The organism is Bacillus sp. EB106-07-01-XG149 (assembly GCF_058791555.1).
Map to the genome: position 1 here is coordinate 122,820 of NZ_JBYTDP010000006.1, position 22,646 is coordinate 145,465.

19 protein-coding genes are annotated in these 22,646 nt (G+C 34.4%); 8 read left to right on the forward strand and 11 right to left on the reverse strand.

The window, feature by feature from the left end; all coding sequences use genetic code 11:
* The first annotated feature begins 48 nt into the window (after positions 1-48).
* Together AC3WTA_RS22605 and AC3WTA_RS22610 are read left to right on the forward strand one after the other, a co-directional pair.
* Positions 49-1,014 carry an ABC transporter substrate-binding protein gene (locus tag AC3WTA_RS22605; RefSeq protein WP_000673897.1) on the forward strand — a complete coding sequence of 322 codons (966 nt, stop codon included), beginning with the start codon at positions 49-51 and terminating at the stop codon, positions 1,012-1,014.
* A gap of 379 nt (positions 1,015-1,393) precedes the next feature.
* Positions 1,394-2,743, forward strand: coding sequence for a peptide MFS transporter (locus tag AC3WTA_RS22610; protein WP_000338304.1), 1,350 nt, complete (start codon positions 1,394-1,396; stop codon positions 2,741-2,743).
* A gap of 38 nt (positions 2,744-2,781) precedes the next feature.
* On the opposite strand, the gene AC3WTA_RS22615 is transcribed toward AC3WTA_RS22610, so the two are convergent.
* Positions 2,782-2,961 (reverse strand): acid-soluble spore protein H, encoded by a 180-nt coding sequence (locus AC3WTA_RS22615; RefSeq protein ID WP_000382684.1) that lies wholly within the window; start codon positions 2,959-2,961, stop codon positions 2,782-2,784.
* 191 nt (positions 2,962-3,152) lie between these two features.
* Entirely contained in the window at positions 3,153-3,440 is a 288-nt protein-coding gene (locus AC3WTA_RS22620; protein ID WP_000081429.1) for an ArsR/SmtB family transcription factor, read from the reverse strand.
* An 824-nt stretch (positions 3,441-4,264) separates the two neighbouring features.
* Here AC3WTA_RS22620 and AC3WTA_RS22625 point away from each other — a divergent pair.
* Positions 4,265-5,884 (forward strand): L-lactate permease, encoded by a 1,620-nt coding sequence (locus tag AC3WTA_RS22625; protein WP_000109124.1) that lies wholly within the window; start codon positions 4,265-4,267, stop codon positions 5,882-5,884.
* Between the two features lie 41 nt (positions 5,885-5,925).
* Here AC3WTA_RS22625 and aspA read toward each other — a convergent pair whose 3' ends face one another.
* The 3 genes from aspA to gloA2 form a co-directional block, all read right to left on the reverse strand.
* Entirely contained in the window at positions 5,926-7,359 is a 1,434-nt protein-coding gene (gene aspA / locus AC3WTA_RS22630) for an aspartate ammonia-lyase (protein ID WP_492333035.1), read from the reverse strand.
* Positions 7,360-7,530: 171 nt separating this feature from the next.
* Positions 7,531-8,829 carry a hemolysin family protein gene (locus tag AC3WTA_RS22635; RefSeq protein WP_000353288.1) on the reverse strand — a complete coding sequence of 433 codons (1,299 nt, stop codon included), beginning with the start codon at positions 8,827-8,829 and terminating at the stop codon, positions 7,531-7,533.
* Between the two features lie 107 nt (positions 8,830-8,936).
* A complete protein-coding gene (gloA2, locus tag AC3WTA_RS22640; RefSeq protein WP_001017670.1) occupies positions 8,937-9,323 on the reverse strand; it encodes an SMU1112c/YaeR family gloxylase I-like metalloprotein in 387 nt (128 codons plus the stop codon).
* A 91-nt stretch (positions 9,324-9,414) separates the two neighbouring features.
* Between gloA2 and AC3WTA_RS22645 the strand changes: the two genes are divergently transcribed.
* The 3 genes from AC3WTA_RS22645 (at position 9,415) to AC3WTA_RS22655 (ending at position 13,292) form a co-directional block, all read left to right on the forward strand.
* Positions 9,415-10,593 carry a NupC/NupG family nucleoside CNT transporter gene (locus tag AC3WTA_RS22645; protein WP_000668856.1) on the forward strand — a complete coding sequence of 393 codons (1,179 nt, stop codon included), beginning with the start codon at positions 9,415-9,417 and terminating at the stop codon, positions 10,591-10,593.
* Positions 10,594-10,778: 185 nt separating this feature from the next.
* Positions 10,779-11,795 (forward strand): LCP family protein, encoded by a 1,017-nt coding sequence (locus AC3WTA_RS22650; protein WP_290439587.1) that lies wholly within the window; start codon positions 10,779-10,781, stop codon positions 11,793-11,795.
* Positions 11,796-12,029: 234 nt separating this feature from the next.
* Entirely contained in the window at positions 12,030-13,292 is a 1,263-nt protein-coding gene (locus AC3WTA_RS22655; protein WP_070169394.1) for a VanW family protein, read from the forward strand.
* Positions 13,293-13,331: 39 nt separating this feature from the next.
* Here AC3WTA_RS22655 and AC3WTA_RS22660 read toward each other — a convergent pair whose 3' ends face one another.
* A complete protein-coding gene (locus AC3WTA_RS22660; protein ID WP_000288799.1) occupies positions 13,332-13,604 on the reverse strand; it encodes a hypothetical protein in 273 nt (90 codons plus the stop codon).
* A 15-nt stretch (positions 13,605-13,619) separates the two neighbouring features.
* Positions 13,620-14,138, reverse strand: coding sequence for an RNase A-like domain-containing lipoprotein (locus AC3WTA_RS22665; RefSeq protein WP_000822712.1), 519 nt, complete (start codon positions 14,136-14,138; stop codon positions 13,620-13,622).
* A gap of 398 nt (positions 14,139-14,536) precedes the next feature.
* Here AC3WTA_RS22665 and AC3WTA_RS22670 point away from each other — a divergent pair, with 398 nt between their 5' ends.
* Positions 14,537-15,085, forward strand: coding sequence for a TVP38/TMEM64 family protein (locus tag AC3WTA_RS22670; RefSeq protein ID WP_000852193.1), 549 nt, complete (start codon positions 14,537-14,539; stop codon positions 15,083-15,085).
* A gap of 63 nt (positions 15,086-15,148) precedes the next feature.
* On the opposite strand, the gene AC3WTA_RS22675 is transcribed toward AC3WTA_RS22670, so the two are convergent.
* From AC3WTA_RS22675 to AC3WTA_RS22685, 3 genes are all read right to left on the reverse strand, one after another.
* Positions 15,149-16,849, reverse strand: coding sequence for a M4 family metallopeptidase (locus AC3WTA_RS22675; protein ID WP_000730372.1), 1,701 nt, complete (start codon positions 16,847-16,849; stop codon positions 15,149-15,151).
* Between the two features lie 167 nt (positions 16,850-17,016).
* Entirely contained in the window at positions 17,017-17,142 is a 126-nt protein-coding gene (locus AC3WTA_RS22680; RefSeq protein WP_000738188.1) for an NprX family peptide pheromone, read from the reverse strand.
* Between the two features lie 2 nt (positions 17,143-17,144).
* Positions 17,145-18,416, reverse strand: coding sequence for a helix-turn-helix domain-containing protein (locus AC3WTA_RS22685; RefSeq protein WP_001187954.1), 1,272 nt, complete (start codon positions 18,414-18,416; stop codon positions 17,145-17,147).
* A 199-nt stretch (positions 18,417-18,615) separates the two neighbouring features.
* Between AC3WTA_RS22685 and AC3WTA_RS22690 the strand changes: the two genes are divergently transcribed.
* A complete protein-coding gene (locus AC3WTA_RS22690) occupies positions 18,616-20,079 on the forward strand; it encodes a nicotinate phosphoribosyltransferase (RefSeq protein WP_492333036.1) in 1,464 nt (487 codons plus the stop codon).
* A 202-nt stretch (positions 20,080-20,281) separates the two neighbouring features.
* Here AC3WTA_RS22690 and AC3WTA_RS22695 read toward each other — a convergent pair whose 3' ends face one another.
* A complete protein-coding gene (locus tag AC3WTA_RS22695) occupies positions 20,282-22,642 on the reverse strand; it encodes a heavy metal translocating P-type ATPase (RefSeq protein ID WP_492333037.1) in 2,361 nt (786 codons plus the stop codon).
* Between the last annotated feature and the right edge of the window lie 4 nt (positions 22,643-22,646).

Below are 22,646 nucleotides of genomic sequence, written 5' to 3' on the forward strand. Positions count from 1 at the left end.
TATCATGCTTGCTATTGAAAAAACTTCTCAGTATGTAGGGGGTACATAATGAAATTCGTGCAAAAGAAATCGTTTACAGTATTTGTATTTTTACTAGCCTTTTCACTACTTTTAAGTGCTTGTGGAAAATCAAATACGAAAGAAGAATCAAAAGAAGATACGAAAAAAGAAATGATTACTGTGGAACATGCAATGGGTAAAACAGAAGTTCCCGCTAGTCCAAAACGTGTAGTTATTTTAACAAATGAAGGCACTGAAGCTTTACTCGAGTTAGGTGTAAAACCAGTTGGGGCTGTGAAATCTTGGACTGGTGATCCATGGTATCCACATATTAAAGATAAAATGAAAGATGTAAAGGTTGTTGGTGATGAAGGGCAAGTGAACGTGGAAACAATCGCTTCCTTAAAACCAGACTTAATTATCGGTAACAAAATGCGTCACGAAAAAGTGTACGAGCAACTAAAGGCAATTGCACCTACTGTGTTCTCTGAAACGCTACGTGGTGAATGGAAAGATAACTTCAAATTTTATGCAAAAGCATTAAATAAAGAAAAAGAAGGTCAAAAGGTTTTAGCTGATTACGATAAACGTATGAAAGATTTAAAAACTAAACTAGGCGATAAAGTAAATCAAGAAATCTCTATGGTTCGCTTTATGCCTGGTGATGTTCGTATTTATCACGGTGATACATTCTCTGGTGTTATTTTAAAAGAACTTGGATTTAAACGTCCTGGAGATCAAAATAAAGATGACTTTGCAGAGCGTAACGTATCTAAAGAACGTATTTCAGCAATGGACGGCGATGTATTATTCTACTTCACATTCGATAAAGGAAACGAGAAAAAAGGTTCTGAATTAGAAAAAGAATATATCAATGATCCTCTATTTAAAAATTTAAATGCAGTGAAAAACGGTAAAGCATACAAAGTTGACGACGTTATTTGGAATACAGCCGGTGGTGTAATGGCTGCTAACCTACTATTAGATGATATCGAAAAACGCTTTGTTAAATAATATTTCCCTAACCAGCTCCCTTCTATGGAGCTGGTTATTTTTTGATTCACTTAAATGTCACATTATTTCATTTTGTATTTTTATTCCCAATATGTTATATTATAAAAGTAAATAGAATATATTTTCTCTATATCAGAATAAATATTTTAATCTAAATTTTCCGATTAATCACTATTTTATTTTCTTTTAGAATTCAATTATTACATTTGAAAACGCTTATTATCTAGTTTTCAGGGAAAAATACAGTAACGGTTGAAGAAAAATAGATTTTTTTAGAAATTTTCTTTCTATTTCCATATAATTCTATTGACTTCTAAATATTTTGTGAATTAAAATAATTACATAAATATCCGTTATACAGGATTAGGGGGAAACAAACATGGATGCAGCTTTAAAATTAGACAAAGCTGGAGAGCAACAATCACCAAAAAAACATCCACCAGGATTATATTTGTTGTTCTTTACAGAGGCATGGGAAAGATTTAGTTATTACGGAATGCGTGGCTTATTAGTTCTTTATTTAACAACGAGCTTAGTAAGCGGCGGTTTAGGATTTGATAAAGCAGTTGCTGTACAAATATACGGTATTTTCACAATGTTAGTATACTTCACACCAATTATCGGTGGTTGGTTAACTGACCATTTCATTACGAAGCGACACGCCATTACTATTGGTGGTATCATCATGGCAATTGGTAACTTTGTACTATTTTCAATGAATACGAAAACTGGACTATTTTTAGGATTAGGATTATTAGTTATCGGTAACGGATTCTTCAAACCAAATATTTCGACTTTACTAGGTCAATTATATAGCGACAACGATTCTCGTCGTGATAGTGCTTTCACTATCTTCTACATGGGAATTAACTTAGGAGCTCTTATCGCTCCATTCATTTGCGGTTACTTCACAGATTACAAATATGGATTCTTAACAGCTTGTATCGGTATGATCATTGGACAGGTTGCTTTTAATTTCTTAGCACCTCGTTACTTAGGAACAATTGGTACAACTGTTGTAGGTAAAAAGTCTAAAGAAAAAACTGCAAAAGTAATTGAGAAAAAACCTTTAACATCACAAGAGAAAAAACGTACAGCTGCAATTTTAATTTTAACTTGTTTCGTTGTATTCTTCTGGGCAGGCTTTGAACAAGCTGGTAGTTCTTTAACACTTTACACAGATAAGTTCGTAGATCGTACAATTGGTGGATTTACAATTCCAACACCTTGGTTCCAATCTGTAAACCCACTATTCATTATCTTACTAGCATTACCTGTTTCAGCTTTATGGATTAAGCTTTCAAAAACAAAAAATGGTGATTTAAAAATCCCAACAAAAATGGCACTAGGTATGATTTTACTAGGTATTGGATACTTAGTTCTAACTTTAGCTGTTTTAAAAACTGGTAGTGATGAAGGTAACATTACAATGAAGGCAAACTTACTATTCATTGTATTCACTTACATGTTCCACACAATCGGTGAATTATTCTTATCACCAATCGGATTATCTATGGTTAGTGCAATCGCTCCTGTTAAATTAGCTTCTTTATTAATGGGTGTATGGTTAGCTGGTACTGGATGTGCAAACTTCTTAGCAGGACAATTAGCTGCTTTCACTCAATCTTTAGGATATTTAGAAGTATTCGCAAGCATCGGTGTTATCGTAATCGTACTAGGATTAGTACTTCTTATGTTCTCTAAGAAAATTGCACATATGATGGAATAATAAAAAAGACGCTTCTAAAATTAGAAGCGTCTTTTCTATTAATTCTCCTCTAAAGCCGTCACGTTCACGTGAACGCTTTCTCCAGGATTAGATACATCATACACTTGAGCAACTCCACTCTGCTCGTCACAGCTCTCAATCCATACTGGTACGCCCTCATATGTAACGTCAATTCTACTTGAAGAAGATAAGATTTGTTTCACACGTTTTACATCCATACTACTATTCCTCCTTTTCCTTACTACACTCCTTTCTATCTTTTCTTTTCCCTTTAGAATATATTCCATATAACAACATGTTAATTGATAGCCTTTTCTTCCTTACATGCTAACATTTACTCTCATATCACCTTTCTGACAAATAAAAAAAGACGTATATCCCACACGTCTTTTTCCATAATATTCAAATTTTAAGAAAATAATGTTTTTACAACTTCACTTACTTTATCATTATGAATTTGATAATACACTTCTAGCCCTCGTCTTTCAAAGCGCACTACTTTATTTTGTTTTAATTTCGTTAAATGTTGTGAAACCGTTGATTGTGGAATTTCTAATACTTCCTGTAATTGTGTTACGTTACAAGTTCCACGTTGCATTAGTTCCATTACTAGACGTAGACGCAACGGGTGCGCTAACGCTCTTAACATTTGTACATCTTCTTCTGAAATACGACATTCGAATTGATTTTGGCTCATAAAGTTCCCCTCATTTTCGTTTTTATTTTCTTTTTATTTATTTATATATCTGTTCTTATATTTCCTGTTACGACATAACTTTATCAACCTATAAAGCTGAAAAATTTTTCCACCTTTATCAGGAAAGAATTCAGGAAAAATTCCTTGCTGATTTTGAATATTATACTATATGATATAATGAAAAAGCAAAAGTAAGGGCTATGAATACTTTGCTTACAAACGTTGTTTTATCAGGCTTTTTGTTATATTTTCACCTCACTGCAACGTACAGTAATGATATTGTAAAATACCGTCTATAATTGATAACCTTTCGTAACGTATTTGGGTTATATTTAACCTCTTTGTTATGCTAAAAGGAATTTTCAGTAAAAAGAGATACTTTAACATTAAAAATTAACTTATTTCTTTTTAAATTCGTATTCAATAGCTTGAACTGTGATGAAATACTTCCTATTAAATGCATTTGCTTTCTCTACCTTACTAGATCAACTCGGGCGAGCATGTTACCACCTATCAAAGCTTAAGTATTCCAACACCCTATATACTTGATGTAAAGACGTCATCTAACATATAAGATTAATGATATACGAACAAATAAAACAATATAGAAATAACTTCAAAAAGCAAACTCAAATCTATTGGCGTTTGCTTTTTGTCCACTTTATGAACAAAGTATTTCTTTTAACACTATTATGGAATAATTATACTTTTTTACGTTGACAATAGTGTTGAAGGAGAATATACTAAGCATGTAAGTTGATTGTGAATTGTTTCACAAATAATGTGAATTTCTTCACATAAAATAGATAGGAGTTGTCATTATTATGAGTACTTGGACACAAATTTATGACCCATTAAACAATATTTGGTTATCTGCACTAATCGCAGCACTTCCAATTTTTTGCTTCATCATTTGTTTAATGGGACTGAAAATGAAAAGTTACATGGCTGGTCTTTACAGTGTGATTGTCGCTATTATTCTTGCTATATTCGTTTATAAAATGCCAGCAACTGTAGCTGTAGCATCTGCCGGATTCGGTGTTTTATCTGGATTTTATCCAATTTGTACTATCGTTATCGCAGCAATTTTCCTTTACAAATTAACTGTTAAAACAGAGCAATTCAACATTATTCGTGATAGTATTTCAAGCATTACAAATGATCAACGTTTACAAGTATTATTAATTGCTTATTCTTTCGGTGCTTTCTTAGAAGGCGCAGCTGGTCTAGGGGTTCCAGTTGCTATTACAGCTGCATTACTTGTAGGTATGGGCTTTAATCCATTAAAAGCAGCAGGTATTTGTTTAGTAGCTAACATCGCTGGTGGTGCTATGGGTGCCATGGGTATCCCAGTTACAGTACCAGCACAATTAACTGAGCTAGACGCATTAACTATCGGTCGTCAAACTGTTCTTATTTTACCATTCATTAGTATTGTTTTACCTTTCTTACTTGTTTCAATGGTTGATGGAATTAAAGGTATTAAAGAAACTTGGCAAGGTATTCTTGTAAGTGGTTTTTCTTTCGCTATTACTCAGTTCCTTGTGACTTACTTCTTAGGTGCAGAACTTACTAATATTTTCGCAGCCGTTGTAAGTATGGTTTCTCTAGCATTATTCTTACGTGTTTGGCAACCAAAATCTTCTTCTACAGAAGAAAAACAAGAAAAACAAGAATCTCATACATTCAATCAAATTTTATATGCTTGGTCTCCATTCGTATTCTTAACTGCATTCGTAACAATCTTTAATTTAAAACCAATTAAAGCTTTATTTGCTCCGGATGGCGCACTAGCAAACTTAGTATTTAACATTCAGTTCCCTGGTCTTCATAATGCTGTTATGAAAACTACACCAATTACAAAAGCTGATACACCTTTCGCAGCTGTTTTCAAGTTTGATGTATTCTCATCTACAACTACTGCAATCGTATTAGCAATTATTGTTTCACTTATCGTTTACCGCGTAAAAGGTAAAATGGTTAAAGAATTAATAGTAGAAACAATGAAAGAACTAAAAGCTCCAGTATATACAATCTGTAGCGTTATCGCTTTAGCTTACGTAGAGAACTACTCTGGTATGTCATCTACACTTGGACTGGCATTCTCTTCTACTGGTAATGCATTCCCAGTTCTTTCTCCAATCTTAGGATGGATTGGCGTATTCATTACAGGTTCAGTAGTATCAAGTGGTTCATTATTCGCACCGCTTCAAGCAGTAACTGCAGATCAATTAAATATCGTTCCTTCTACTCTTGTTGCATTAAACGTAGTAGGTGGTACAATGGCAAAAATGGTTTCACCACAATCTGTAGCCGTTGCTTGTGCAGCAGTTGGACTAGTTGGTAAAGAATCTGCCCTATTTAAAACAGCAATGAAATACAGTTTAATCTTCTTAGCTATCATTAGCTTACTTCAATTAAACGCTGTATTTAATATCTTTTAAAAATAAAACACCGATCCAAATGGATCGGTGTTTTTTTCATATTACATCTTCTTATTCTTTAATAAAGAAGCACCAGCAATTTCAGGATGCGTCATTTCGAACGGATCTAGAATAATATCCAATTCTCCTTCTGTCAGTACACCATGTTCTAAACATAGCTCCCTAACAGATTTTCCTGTTTCAATTGCTTCACGTGCAATACGAGATGCTGCTTCATAACCAATATGAGGGTTAACTGCTGTAATAATTCCAACACTTTTCTCTACATATTGCTTCAGCAATTCTTCATTTGCTGTAATTCCTTTAATACAATATTCACGGAATACACGGAATCCGTTATTCATAATACTGATAGACTGAATTAAATTAAATACGAGTACAGGCTCCATTACGTTTAACTCTAATTGGCCTGCTTCTGATGCTAAGCAAATTGTATGATCATTACCAATTACTTGGAAAGCAACTTGATTAATTACTTCTGCCATAACAGGATTTACTTTACCTGGCATAATAGATGAACCTGGTTGACGAGCTGGTAATTGAATTTCTGCCAATCCAACACGTGGACCAGATGCCATAATACGAAGGTCATTCGCAATTTTAGACATATTCATCATACATACTTTTAATGCCGCAGATACTTCTGTGTATGCATCTGTGTTTTGCGTTGCATCAACTAAATGCTCTGCACCAACAAGTGGGAAGCCGCTAAATATTCGCAAGTGTTTAACCACTTGTTCAATGTACGTAGGGTTTGCATTTAATCCCGTACCAACAGCTGTCGCCCCCATGTTCACTGCATATAAATGTTGGCGAGACTGTTTAATTCTTTTTATATCACGCTCAAGCACTCGGCTATACGCTTCAAATTCTTGTCCAAGACGAATCGGAACAGCATCTTGTAAATGTGTACGCCCCATTTTAATGACGTGATCGAACTCTTTTGCTTTTTCACGGAAAGCAGCATGAAGTTCTTCCATTGTAATAAGAAGTTCTTCTAACATCATAAGAGTTGCAATATGAATTCCCGTTGGAAACGCATCATTCGTTGATTGAGCCATGTTCACATGCGTGTTTGGGCTAATTTTCACATACTCGCCTTTTTCATATCCCATACGTTCTAAAGCTCGATTAGCGATTACTTCATTTGTATTCATATTAATAGAAGTTCCAGCACCGCCTTGGATTGGGTCCACGATAAATTGATCATGGAATTTTCCATCAACAATTTCTTGCGCTGCTTCTGCAATTTCATATCCAATGTCTTTAGCTAAGTAACCAGTATCCATATTTGCAAGTGCCGCCGCTTTTTTCACAATTGCCATTGCCGTAATGAGTGACGGATGAATGCGATATCCTGTAATCGGGAAGTTTTCTACAGCACGTAATGTTTGTACCCCATAATAAGCTACACTCGGTACTTCCTTTTCACCTAAAAAATCTTTCTCTATACGTATATCCTTCGTTGCTATCATTTTCATCACCTATACTTTTCATTCTAAATCCTTATCTAAAAAATTCGCCTCTAAAAACACGAGTATCATTTAGAAGAATTTTTCAGTATCCACCTTCACTATATAGCACCTTTTTTGAAAGCGCAAACATTTATTTTTCTATATATATCTTTTATAAAAATTTATAGAAAATCATTCTTCTACCTTCTTTATTTCCACTCGTTTAATTTGATGCATATCCTTTTCAAGAACTTTAAAAGAAAAGCCGTGTTCTTCAATACTATCTCCTTCAGCAACGATTTGCTTTTGTACCATAATCCAGCCACCAATTGTATCTACATCATCAGCGATTAAGTGTAGGCCAAATAAATCATTTACTTCACTAATAAGCACTTTTCCCTCTACGATTTTACACCCTTCACTTATATGCTCTATAGGCGGGTGTTCATCTTCATCGTATTCATCTCGGATTTCTCCAACAATTTCTTCTAAAATATCTTCTAGTGTAACGATCCCCGCTGTACCACCATATTCATCATATAATACAGCTAATGGAATTCGTTTTCTTTGCATTTGTAATAGCAAATCATGAATAGGAATATTTTCTAACACTTCAATAACTGGTCTTGTATATGGCGTAATCGAGCACTCCTCATCTCGATTACCATCCATATAACGAATAAATAAATCCTTTACATTAACCATCCCAATAATCTCATCTTTATCTTCACCAAATACAGGATATCTCGTGTACTTTTCTTGTGCGATTATTTTAATATGTGTTTCAAATGGTTCGTCCTCATATAAACCTACAACTTCCGTACGAGGTACCATAATTTCCTTTGCGACTCTATTATCGAATTCAAAAATATTATTTACATATTTAAATTCCCTTTGATTAATCTCTCCGCTCTCATAACTCTCGGATAAGATTAATCGTAATTCTTCCTCCGAATGAGCAACTTCATGTTCAGAAGCCGGATGTAATCCGAATAACCCTGTCACAAGCCTTGCAGAACCATTTAACGCCCAAATAAACGGATACATTACTCGGTAAAAGTAAATAATTGGCTTCGATAATAATAAGCTAACTTGCTCTGCCCTTTGTATAGCGAGCGTCTTCGGAGCAAGTTCACCAATGACAACATGTAAAAACGTAATAACTGCAAAGGCAATAATAAATGAAACTGTACTTGCAATTGCAGGAGATAGGTGTAGTTTTAAAAACAACGGCTCGAGTATATGTTTTATAGTAGGCTCTCCTAACCACCCAAGCCCTAAAGCAGTAATTGTAATACCTAACTGACATGCTGATAAATACTCATCTAAATTCGAAGTTACTTTTTTAGCTGCCAATGCTCCTCGTCGTTTCTCACTAACGAGTTGATCAATACGACTGCTACGTACCTTAATAATTGCAAACTCAACAGCTACAAAAAATGCTGTTAACGCAATAAGGATGGCTACCATCAATAATTTTAAAATATCCACATATGTCCTTTAGCTTTCTTAGCTAAAGTTACACCTCCTTTAAAAAAGAAGTTTCACTTTAGTTTCTTCATTTATTTGAAAGCAACCCTATATAAAATTCACCAATTTCAAGCCTCATACAATTCTAAAGGCAAGCCATCAGGATCTTGGAAAAAGACAAATTTTTTATCCGTAATTTCATCCATACGTATCGCTTCAGTCTCCACACCGCATTGTTTTAAATGGTTTACAGCTTCTTCTATATTTGTAACAGCAAATGCTAAATGTCTAAGTCCAGCTGCTTCTGGAAAACTTGGGCGCTCAGGTGGACTAGGAAATGAAAATAATTCAATTTGATACTCTTCCCCTACACATAAATCTAACTTATAAGAATCTCGTTCTTTTCTATATACTTCATTTATCGCTTTAAAACCTAATATCCGAGTATAAAAATCCTTTGACAGTTCATAATTCGAACAAATAATTGCAACGTGGTGCACTCTACATATATTCATGCTCTCTCTATTCCTTTCTTTACCAAAGATGCATATTCTCCCTTGAAATGAAAAACATATATAGCAGAATATCTCTTTTAGGGGGCTTACTATGAAATTTATTACTTTTTTCGTGGGACTTATCGTTGTTTTCTTCCTTGCTTATATTGCTAGCAACAATAAGAAACATATTAAATTTAAACCAATTTTCATCATGCTTATTATACAGTTGATTTTAACCTATTTATTATTAAATACAGAAATCGGCCTCATACTTATTCGGGTCATTTCCAGTCTGTTTACAAAGCTACTCGAGTATGCTGCTGATGGTATAAACTTTGTATTTGGCGGTCTTGCCAATAAAGGTGAAATGTCATTTTTCCTTACTGTATTATTACCAATTGTCTTCATTTCCGTCTTAATTGGTATACTACAACATTTCAAAATACTACCATTTTTTATTCATTGGATCGGTTACTTCCTTAGCAAAATAAATGGTCTTGGGAAATTAGAATCTTACAACGCTATCGCTTCTGCCATTGTCGGCCAATCAGAAGTTTTTATTACAGTTAAAAAGCAATTAGCTCAAATTCCAAAACATCGTCTTTATACACTTTGTGCTTCTGCCATGTCAACCGTATCTATGTCTATCGTAGGTGCCTATATGACAATGATCGAGCCTAAATATGTAGTAACCGCACTCGTTCTCAATTTATTTAGTGGTTTTATTATCGTACTCATCATCAATCCTTATGACGTTAAAGATGACGAAGATATTTTAGAAATAAAAGGCGAAAAGCAAAGCTTTTTTGAAATGCTTGGAGAATACATTCTAGATGGCTTTCGCGTAGCTATTGTTGTCGGCGCTATGCTCATCGGATTCGTCGCATTAATTAGCTGCATTAATGACCTATTCCTCATTATATTCGGCATTACTTTCCAGCAATTAATCGGCTACGTATTTGCGCCTGTTGCATTCCTTATCGGTGTACCAAGTTCTGAAATTGTCATAGCTGGTAGCATTATGGCAACGAAGCTTGTAACGAATGAATTTGTAGCAATGATGGACCTTAGTAAAATTTCCAATAGCCTTTCTCCCCGTACAGTGGGGATCATTTCTGTTTTTCTCGTTTCTTTTGCCAACTTTTCTTCTATCGGCATTATTTCAGGTGCAGTAAAAGGATTAAACGAAGAACAAGGAAACGTCGTTGCCAGATTTGGCCTTAAATTACTATATGGAGCTACCCTCGTTAGCATTTTATCTGCAATTATCGTAAGCATTATGTTGTAATTAGGTAAAATTTTATCATTTTCTTATCCCTATCTTTTGTATACAATAACGAATAGATGTCTTATAAATAATCAAGACATCTATTTTTTATACATGTACAATCGCTTTTATTTAGCGTACAATATTTTTTATGTGTTTGAATGCGCTTCTAGATGTATACACTTTGATAGTTTTAAAGGAGAAAAATGATGAAATCCGATATGAACAAAGACACCCGAGCCAAAAAAGGACACTCAAAGAAAAAACGCCTACTCTGGTTCCTTCTTATTCCATTACTGATTATAGCACTTGGAGCAGGAGGTTACTCCTTCCATATATACAGTAAAGCAAAGTCTGTATTAAGTAATGCCTATTCTGAACTGGGCCGCGGGGATAAATCCAGCAAACGTGAAAAAGCTGTGAAACCTATGACTGACAACATTTCCGTACTTATTATGGGTGTTGATGAAAGTGATATTAGGGACAAGAGTTATGGAAAAGCAACTCGTACGGATGCGCTATTACTTGCAACAATTAATAAAAACGATAAATCTGTTAAACTTGTCAGTATTCCACGTGACTCACGTGTCTACATTAAATCACGTGATAAATACGATAAAATTACACATGCGCACGTATTCGGTGGTGTGGATAGCACAATTGATACAGTGGAGAAATTTTTAGATGTTCCAGTTGATTACTATGTAAAATTCAACTTTAAATCATTTATCAAAATTGTCGATTCTCTTGGTGGTATTACTGTCGATGTTCCGGTTGAGTTTACAGAACAAAATAGTAAAGACGAAGCAGATGCTATTCATCTGAAAAAAGGACGTCAACATTTAAATGGAGAAGAGGCATTAGCGCTAGCTAGAACTCGTCATATCGACAGTGATTATATGCGCGGTCAACGACAACAGCTTGTTTTAGAAGCTATTGCTGCAAAAGCACTTTCTCTTAATTCTATTAATAAAATCGGCGGCCTATTAGACGCCGTCGATAAAGACTTAAAAACAAATTTAACTTTTGATGATATGATGACAATTGCCAAAAATTCAATGGATTCCAATTTAAAAATGGACAAAATGCAAGTAGAAGGTACTGATAAATATATAGGTGGTATTTATTATTACGTTCCAAATAAAACAAGCGTCAATAATATTTCGACAACACTACAAGAACATCTCGGTGTTACGAATAAAAATGAACATAAAAAATTATAATAAAAAGGCTGCTAGATCTTTCTAGACAGCCTTTTTATTATAATTTTCAACATATTTCTCGTACATATTGTGACAAAAAGAGACAATTATTACAACAGTGTAACATTTTTTATAAAAACATTACACACATAGTGGAAATAATAGTATACTAGTACATACATAATGTTATTTTCATCATTTTTATACAAAAAATGTAATACATATATTTATACAAAAATTTCTGGGGGGAAATAAATGAAGCTAAGTAAAATACTGATCGGTTCTGCAATTACTGGAAGCATATTACTTTGTGTAGGCGGTGTTGGTGGATATCAATATGTATCCAAACTAAATAATCAATTAGATACTACTGCATTACCAAATACTACATTTGAAGGTATTTCTCTCGATGGAAAAAATAAAAAAGATATTCAAGCAATTATTAATCAAAAGGTAACTGAATTAGATCAAAAATCTCTTACCTACATATTCCAAAATGATAAACAAACTTACACATGGAAAGATTTAGGTATAAATTATAAAGAAAAAGATATTATCGACAAAATCTTTAAAGAACAAGAAGGAAACGCAATGAATCGTTACCAAATGCGGAAGCAGGCCGAAAACGGTGAATTAAAACGTGACTATAAATTAACAGCTCAATTAAATACAACTGCTTATGAAAGCTTTATGAAGGATAAATATAATGACACATTAAAAAATCCTGTTAATGCAGAATTAAGTGTTGAAGGCTCTACAGTAAATATTAGCCAAAGTCAAAATGGAGAAAAAATTGACAAAGGAAAATTAACTGATTTAACGCAGCAGGCCATTACTTCTGGCTCATCGGACGTTACATTACCAGTTACACTCTTAAAACCTGAGCGTTCTACAGAAGATATACAGAAAATGGGGATTAAAGAAGTAATTGCTGAATATTCAACTCCAATGGCTGGTCGGAATGGAAACCAGTCCTATAACGTAAATAAGTCAGCTAATACTTTAAGCGGAGTTATTGTCGCACCTGATGAAACGTTTAGTTTTAATGGCCGTGTTGGCGTAACGGATGCTGCCCATGGTTATAAATCCGCAGCAGTATTTTCACAAGGTAAAGTTATACAAAGTGCAGGCGGAGGCGTTTGCCAAGTTAGTAGCACTTTATATAGCGCAGCTTTAAGAGCAGATTTAGGAATTGTTTCTCGAAGCAATCATTCTATGCCCGTAAATTATTTACCACTTGGGCAAGATGCAGCAGTGGCAGATTATGGTCCGGATTTAAAATTTAAAAACAATACAGGCAATCATATTTATATTCAAGCATTTTCAAATGGCGGTAGTATTACTACTCGCATTTTTGGTACAAATACTGGTAAAAATGTTGAAGTTTCTTCTCAAGTAGTTAGTAGAACTGGTGATAAAATAACAGCGGTTACGTATAAAAAAGTAACACAAAACGGTGAAGTAGTATCAAATGGACAAATTTCAAAAAGCGTATATAAAAGTGCCCCAACACAATGAGACACCATCAAATTGGCAAACAAAAAAGGCGTGATCTATTCACGCCTTTTTCTTTTGCAATAATAGTAAAAAAGCTTCAAGATGGTCTTTCGTTTCTTCTAAAGACCACATGCGATTTCCTTGCTTCGCAGCTAATACGCACGCCTCTTCCCAAGCGTTCTTTTTCTTCATATATAATAATTCATCGCGTAATTTCAAAACAATTTCTTCATCTTCTTGCTCTATAAACTCTTCCATCACGCCTACTATTTCATCCTCATGGATACTTAACGTACAATACGATTTGAGAAAATATTGTAATGTCGTATACATATTTACTCCCCCTTCTTATTTATCAGATGGATAAGAAGTAATGATCTTATATCCTAAATCTCCTGACTTATCTCTCGCCAAAACAGTAACAGTTTTTACTAACTTGTCTTTTACATTCATATTTTTCTTTATTACTGTTTTTCCAACTGGGAATGAATGAGTTGTATTTAATACGAGACGAGCCTCTTTAGAATTTTTTAACCAATCTTGAATTTCCTTATCATGCTGCTTCAAACTATCTTTTACAGCTTTCGTCGCTGTTTCCTTATCATAGTATGTACTTGCCGCTGATACTTTATCTGTCTTCAAGCGATTCTTCAAATCCTCTTCTGATTTTCCTACATGTCTTTCAATCGTATGACCATTTTTAGGTGGCCCTTCCATTTCATCTAAAATATTATCACTAATTTTTTCTACTGATGTCGATTGATTCCCTGTTTGTTTCTCTGTTTTTTGTTCTTTTCCTGCACATCCACTTAAGATCAGCATTAATGCCAATAAACTACTCAAGAAAAGACTACTTATTCGTTTCATCATATCACCTCTTCCATGATTATTATCGTAACTTCACTAAAAGTCAATTTCACAACGAAAAAACATATACATTTTTAAAATTCCTCATCAATTTTGCCATATTACCACCCTAGTTTCATCAAACAACTATTTTGGACCCTCTTCGAAATATACCCCTATATTTTTAAAATTATTTCCCGACCTAAAACACCACTTAAAACACCGAACAAACCCTGTAAATACAGGATTTGTTCGGTGTTTTCCAAACCAGAAAATATACCCCTCATTTTGTATACCCAATACCTATATAAGGTATACAAATGCTGTTTTATCAACAGTTTCCTACATTATGTAAATTTGCACTTGCCTACACAATAGAAATATGGTGTAATGCAAAAAAAGATAAAGGATTTTAAACAATGGCTGAAACAATTCAAAACTTCTTAACAGACTATTATTCAATCGCAATTCCACTTAGTATCTTAATTAACATCATCATCAGTCTTTTAGGTTTTATCCCTAGTATTTTTTTGACCGCTATTAACATACAGCTCTTTGGTGTAACAAACGGAACCATTATTTCGATCGCAGGTGAGGCATTAGGGGCTATTATCTCGTTTTATATTTATCGTATAGGCCTTCAGAAATTCACTCACAACAAAGTAAATAAGTATCCAAAGGTAGAACGCCTACTTTATGTAGAAGGTAGAGAGGCCTTTCTACTCGTTCTATCGTTTCGATTCATACCTTTCATCCCATCAAGTATCGTTACTTTATTTGCCGCTCTAGGCAAAATGTCACTACTCTCTTTCAGTATTGCCAGCACAATAGGTAAAATACCGGCTTTGTTAATCGAAGTATATTCTGCCTATCATGTCATGAATGGAACGAATGAAGCGAAGTGGATTGTAACAATAGCGGGGTGTGTTGGATTGTTTTATTTGTGGAAAAAATGGAGAAAAAAATAAAGAAGGAGCATAGGCTCCTTCTTTATTTTTGAAGTATTTTATTAATAATACTCTCTTAAACCCTTAGTTTACACCAACAGCACTAAATGATTGCTTCACTGCTGCTACTTCCGCAGAAGTCGCACCATATAAATCAGCTGCAGCTTGTACCGCACCAGCACGAGCTTGGCTAAATGTAGTAGATTGCGTGAAATATTGTGTGTTTGCACGGTAATAAATTGCACCTAACTTATCTTTACCAATACCAGTTACAGTTACACCAGAATGTGTACCGCCATTTGCTAATAAATAAGCTTGTTTGTTAATGATACCACTGTTCGTATGAACTCCACCGTTATCACTTGAACCAGTGTAACGCTTAGAATAATGGTCTGGGTCACCATATTTCGCCGGATCACTCATAGAACGAAGCGCATCTCCCGCTTTACCAGGCGTATAAATATCTTCACCAATCTCCCAATCTGGATTTCGGTTATCATAGAATTCTACTAAAGTACCAAAAATATCAGAAATTGCTTCATTTAGCGCTCCTGATTCATTTTGATAAATTAAATCAGAGCTGTTTTCCGTAACAGCATGCGTTAATTCGTGACCAATTACATCAATTCCACCAGATAATGAAGTAAATGTTACACCATCACCATCTCCGTATACCATTTGTGAGCCATTCCAGAATGCATTATTATAATTGCTTCCGTAATGAACTGTTGATTTTAACGGCGCTCCTGCATCATTAATAGAATTTCTATTAAATGTAGCTTTATAGTAATCATATGTTTTACCTGCATAGTAATGAGCATCTACTGCCGCTGCATCATACGCTGCATTGAAAACATTATCTGCATCTGCCCATAATGTTCCTGGTAATGTTGAACGATTTTTCGCATCATATGTGAAAATCGTTGCCCCGCGTGTATTATCTTGTAAGTAGTAAGATGATCCAGATAACGTTGTATTAAGCGATTTCGTATCTCCTAATACCCCTTTACCAGTTCCTACTTTATTTGTTCCTGTTACAGGCTTTACAACTGCTTTTGCATCTTGCTTAGGAGCCTCTTGTTTAACTGGTGACTTATCATCATTCGTCACATGATCGATTGTATTAAACTTATTTAATACTTTACCGCTGTCTGCTTCAATGAAATAGTAGTAGTTTCCTGGACTTGGATCTAAGAAGTTTAGATTTACAACGTATGCATATGTTGTTTCTTCACCATTTTGATATACATATAAGTCCGCTTTTGGTTCTACCTCATATTTCGGTGTTACACCTAAATCTTGCTGCGCGATTTCAATTGCTTTTGCGCCTTCAATCTTATTTTTATTTTTCAGCTTTTCCTTTTTGTCTAAATCAGGCGCAACTGTTCCAGACAATACTTTTAAAGAACCATCTTTACTTACGTGAGCTACTTGAGTAGATCCCCATACAGGTACTCCTTCGTATACTTGTTGCATACGTACTACTGTTGAATCAGTTACAGCATCTTTTTTCACTTGTTTTACTTTGAAAGAATCTTGCGCACTCTTTTCCCCTAACTTATAATCACCTTTTGCTGCGTTTAAGTAATCAAACACAACAGATTCCGCTTTCTTACCAGTCGCTCCAGTTAGATCACCAGAAATAAACTCCGGTGACTGTACTGTCTCATTGTACTTCTTCGTAGAGAGCACATTTTTAGAATCTGCAAACGCAGAGCCTGTCCCTCCAAACGTTGTAACTGCCATTCCTGTCGCTAACACTAACGCTAAACTTTTCTTTTTCATGAACCTTCCCCCTAATAAAAATTTTTTTTGAAAAAGAGTAGTTTTATCGTAGCACTATGTTTCCACTATTAATATACTAAAAATTCAAATAATTATTTTCTCAAGTTTTGTAGAATTTTGGGGAACAAATATTGAAAAACCCCTTTCCGATTGGAAAGGGGTTTTTATTAAGAATTTATTACTTCTATTACTTCTTTAGCTTGACCATACATATCTCCAGTCCAAGCATATTGAGGTTCTAACACTACTAATATAGCCACTAATGCTAGTGCACCAAAAATCATTTTCTTCATATTCATCTTCCTCCCTTTTCTTCTAATAAATTTATAGTTAGTCTATAATACCGATTACTTTCTTGGAATTCTAATACTTCTTCATGATATTTTGCTAATTCTAAATATACCTTTTTTAAATCTTTTTTATTTTCCTCTTGCTTAAAAAATGTTAAAGCTTCTGTTTCTAAAAACTTTTTATACACCCCCTTCTCTTCAAAATATTTATATTGAAGTATTAAAAGTGTATATAACATACTTTTATACTTCTCATCTCTTTTCGCAACTTCTATCCCTTTATTAATCCACTCTTTTACTTCTTCAAATTCCTTCAATTCAATACATTGCAATGCAATCTCATATACAGCATCGATGTAATCTAAATCTTCTTCCTTCTTGTATTGTAAACATTGTAAATAATACTCTTTCGCTTTTGCATAATCCTTTAAATGGTAATGTAAATACCCCATGTTATTTAGAGCAATCGCTGTTATGTTATCTTTATCCGCAAAAGAATTAGCCTCTCTTAAAATATTTCTATAAATTCCTAAAGCTTCGTTATATTGTTTTTTCTGTATATAACTTAACCCTATCAATAACTGGCAATTAATCACATGACGAAATTTATATTCATTCTTAAAGCCTTCCATAGCTAAATGAGCAAAATGTAAAGCCATATGTTCTATTTCTAATTCATTATAAACGAGAGCTAAATTATAATAGATTCCAGTTTCATAATAACCTTGTTCTTTCGCCATCACTTCAGTTTGAACTAAATAATCTAAGGCCGTTTTATATTTATGCTGCAAAAAATAATATAGACCTTTACTATACGTATATAATAATTTCTGAAACGGCGAATACTTTTTGTACATCTTTTTTAATCTCTCTAATTCTTCTTCAACAGCAAGAAAATCTCGTTTCATAATTAAATAACGCGTATAAAGCAGTTGATAATAATTTATAATTTCAAAATCCAAAACATGCTTCATTTCACCTTGCAACTCTTCGTATATGCGTTCTACTTGTGGCTTGTCCAAATGAACTAATGCATTTAACCATTCATCTAGCTTCCCCTTCACATCTTCTTCTACATCTCTCAAATCCGTCACGGCAATCTCTAACCTTGTGCAGAGCAATTGTAGAATTTCTTCTGATGCTTCGATCTTTCCATTTTCGATTTTACTTAAGTATGAGACAGAACAAATGCCCTGACATAATTCTTCTTGTGTCATTTTTTGCTGTAGCCGTTTATAAAAGACTTGTTTGCCTATTTTTTCTAATGTTTGTTGCATTGTCCTCCTCCATTCTCATTACCCCCATTACTCTAATAATACATAAAATCTTGAGAAATATAAATTGATAAATGTTAATTTTCTAAAAAATATGCATTATTTCATTTTTTTCCCTCTTGACTCCACTTTCATATCCATTCTTTGCTACGAGCGGTGAAAAATTGGTATACTATAACCAAATTATGGAGGTGTTTTCGCGATGACTTATTATAAAGACGATAGCTATGCCTTACATACAGATTTATATCAAATTAATATGGCTTATACATATTGGAAAGATGGTATTCATAATCGCCGCTCGGTGTTTGATTTATACTTTCGAAAACTTCCATTCGAGAACGGTTATGCTGTTTTTGCCGGCCTTGAAAAGATTGTAGAGTACATAGAAAACTTCAGCTTTACCGAAAGCGATATCGCTTATTTAGCAGAATTACAATTTGAAGAAGAATTCCTTCATTATTTACAAAATATGAAATTCACTGGGACGGTTCGAAGTATGCAAGAAGGTGAAGTTGTATTTAATAACGAGCCTTTATTACGTGTTGATGCACCGCTCGGTGAAGCACAAATTATTGAAACTGCCCTGTTAAACATTGTGAATTACCAAACATTAATTGCAACAAAAGCTGCTCGTATGAAGCATGCTGCAAATAATGATGATCTTTTAGAATTTGGTACAAGACGTGCCCACGAGTTTGATGCAGCTCTTTGGGGCACACGTGCTGCCTTTATTGGTGGATTTTCGTCTACGAGTAACGTTCGTGCTGGAAAACGCTTCGGAATACCTGTAGCCGGCACACACGCTCACTCTTTCGTTCAAGCGTATCGTGATGAATATGTCGCGTTTAAGAAATACGCTGAAACTCATAAAAAATGTGTCTTTCTCGTTGATACATACGACACTTTAAAATCAGGTGTTCCAAATGCAATTCGCGTCGCGAAAGAGTTTGGAGATCGTATCGATTTTTACGGCATTCGCCTTGATAGTGGTGATATGGCTTATTTATCTAAAAAGGCAAGAAAACTACTAGATGAAGCTGGGTTTACACATACAAAAATTATTGCTTCTAGCGATTTAGATGAATACACAATTATGCATTTGAAATCTCAAGGCGCAAAAATTGATGTATGGGGCATTGGAACAAAATTAATTACGTCCTTTGAACAACCAGCGTTAGGGGCCGTTTATAAACTAGTTGCGATTGAAGATACTGATGGAAAGTTAAATGATACAATTAAAATTTCATCTAACCCTGAAAAAATTACCACTCCAGGACTGAAACGAATTTATCGCATTATCAATCGAGTTAACGATCATGCAGAAGGCGATTATATTGCATTAGATTCTGAAGAACCAGGAAAAGAAGAACGTTTAAAAATGTTTCATCCTGTTCACACGTATATAAGTAAATTTGTAACAAACTTTGAAGCACGCGAACTGCATAAAGACATTTTCGTTAACGGCGAAAGAACATATGAACTACCAGGTATATTAGATATTCAAAAATATAACGAACAGAGTCTCGCACTATTTTGGGAAGAATATATGCGAACTTTAAATCCCGAAGAGTACCCTGTCGATTTAAGTCAAGAATGTTGGGATCATAAAATGAATTACATTCAAACTGTTCGAGAACAAGTTGAAAAAAATATACAAAAGTAAAACAGAGAAGCTTTTCCTTCTCTGTTTTTTCAATACGATATGTATCTTTGTGGAAAATATATTAAAATAGTACGACAAATATTTTTTATTTATAAATTTCAATATTACGTTATTTATTCATAAAATAATATTTGTTATTATTTTATTGAGTCAATTTCAACAAAATAACCTAAAAAAGAGGACGCAGGTTGCGTCCTCTTTTTTATAAATCTTTCACTCGTAGTACACGCATTGCATTTAACACTGCAAGTAGTGTCACACCAACATCTGAGAAGACAGCTTCCCACATTGTTGCAATACCAAAAGCACCAAGTAATAAAACTAATCCTTTTACCCCTAATGCAAAGATGATATTCTGCCATACAATGCGTCGTGTGCGTTTTGCAATATTTAAGGCTGTTGCAATTTTTGAAGGCTCATCAGTCATAATAACAATGTCTGCCGCCTCAATCGCTGCATCTGATCCTAAACCACCCATCGCAATACCAACATCTGCTCTTGCTAATACCGGTGTGTCATTAATACCATCACCAACGAAAGCAACTTTTCCGTTCTTCGCCGCATCAATTTTTTCAATCTCTTCGACTTTTTGTTGCGGTAATAGTTCTGCGTGAACCTCATCTAAACCTAATTCTTTACCAACAGCCTCACCAACTGATTTTGCATCACCCGTTAACATGACTGTCTTCTTAATACCTAGTTCTTTTAATTTTTGAATTGCTTGTTTTGAATCTTCTTTTACCTCATCAGAGATAACGATATAACCTGCATATTCCCCATCTACAGCAACGTGAACTAATGTACCTACCGTTTCTGGTTGCTTAAATGTAATTTTTTCTTTTCTCATTAATTTAGCATTACCTGCAAAAATTTCTTTTCCTTGTACTTTTACGACTGTACCGTGACCAGAAATTTCGTTATACTCATCGATTATTTTTTCATCAATTGATTTTCCATATGCCTTTCGAATAGATTGTGCAATTGGATGATTAGAATACACTTCAGCAAATGCTGCATATTCTAATAATTCTTCATTTGTAATACCTTCGCTTGGTTCCATTTTTGTAACTTTGAAGACACCTTTTGTTAATGTTCCTGTTTTATCAAAAACAATATATTTCACATCATTTAAAGCTTCTAAATAGTTACTTCCTTTTATTAACACACCACTTTTAGATGCACCACCAATTCCTCCAAAGAATCCAAGAGGAATAGATACAACTAACGCACATGGACAAGAGATTACTAAGAACACTAAAGCTCTATAAATCCATTCTGAGAATGTAGCTCCTTCTAAAATAAGTGGTGGAATAAACGCCATGATCGCTGCTGTAATAACTACAACTGGAGTATAGTAACGCGCGAACTTCGTAATAAAGTTTTCTGTTGGCGCTTTTTTACTGCTTGCATTTTGAACTAAATCTAAAATTTTTGATACAGTTGATTCACCAAATTCTTTTGTCACTTCAATTGTTAATACACCATTTTGGTTCACAAAACCACTTAATACATCATTTCCAACTTCGACTTCACGTGGTACAGATTCACCAGTCAATGCTGAAGTATCTACCATTGATGTTCCTTCAACTACTTTTCCGTCTAATGGTACTTTCTCACCAGGCTTCACGATAATATAATCGCCGATTTGTACATCTTCTGGTGATACTTGTTTCGTTTCATTTCCAACCTTCACATTCGCATAATCAGGACGGATATCCATTAATGAAGTAATTGACTTTCGGGAGCGATTGACCGCAATACTTTGGAATAGTTCCCCTACTTGATAGAATAGCATTACCGCAACAGCTTCTGAATATTGTTGAATCGCAAAAGCTCCTAGTGTTGCAATTGCCATTAAGAAGTTCTCATCGAACACTTGGCCGCGAGTTATGTTTCTTACCGCTCTCCAAACGATATCTCCGCCTATTAATAAATACGCAAGGACGAATAACGGAATTGTTATCATTTGTGGTAAGCCAGCTAATGCGGCAATTGCTGTCAAAATTCCGCCGACCACTAATCGTCCTACCATCTTTTTCACATTTGCTTCACCATGGTCGTGACTATGTCCGTGGTCATGACCACGGACATAGTCACGAACAACTTTCACATCTGGTTCTAACTTTTGTACGACATTTGTTATATTTGCTACAGTCGCTTCTAATTCTCTTTTATTCGCTACTTCAACTCTTAATTTCTTTGATACGAAATCAACAGTTGCTGCTGAAATAGCCGGCATTTCCTTCACTTTATTTTCAATCTTCATCGCACAGTTCGCGCAATCTAAACCTTCTAATATAAATACTTCTTTTGCAACTTTATTTTTTTGTTCTTCTTGTACTTTAATATGCGGTTCTAATTTTGTAACGAGTTGTTTTGCTTCTGTAACAACTTCGCTTTCTTTATTTTGTGCTGTTTCTAAAACCATTGTTTTTGTCGCAAAATTTACAGAGCAAGAATTTACTCCTTCTATATTTCCAACACCTTTTTCAATTTTCATTGCGCAGTTCGCACAATCTAAACCTTCTAACATCAGTTTCTTTTTCACTAATGCTTCAGCCATCGTT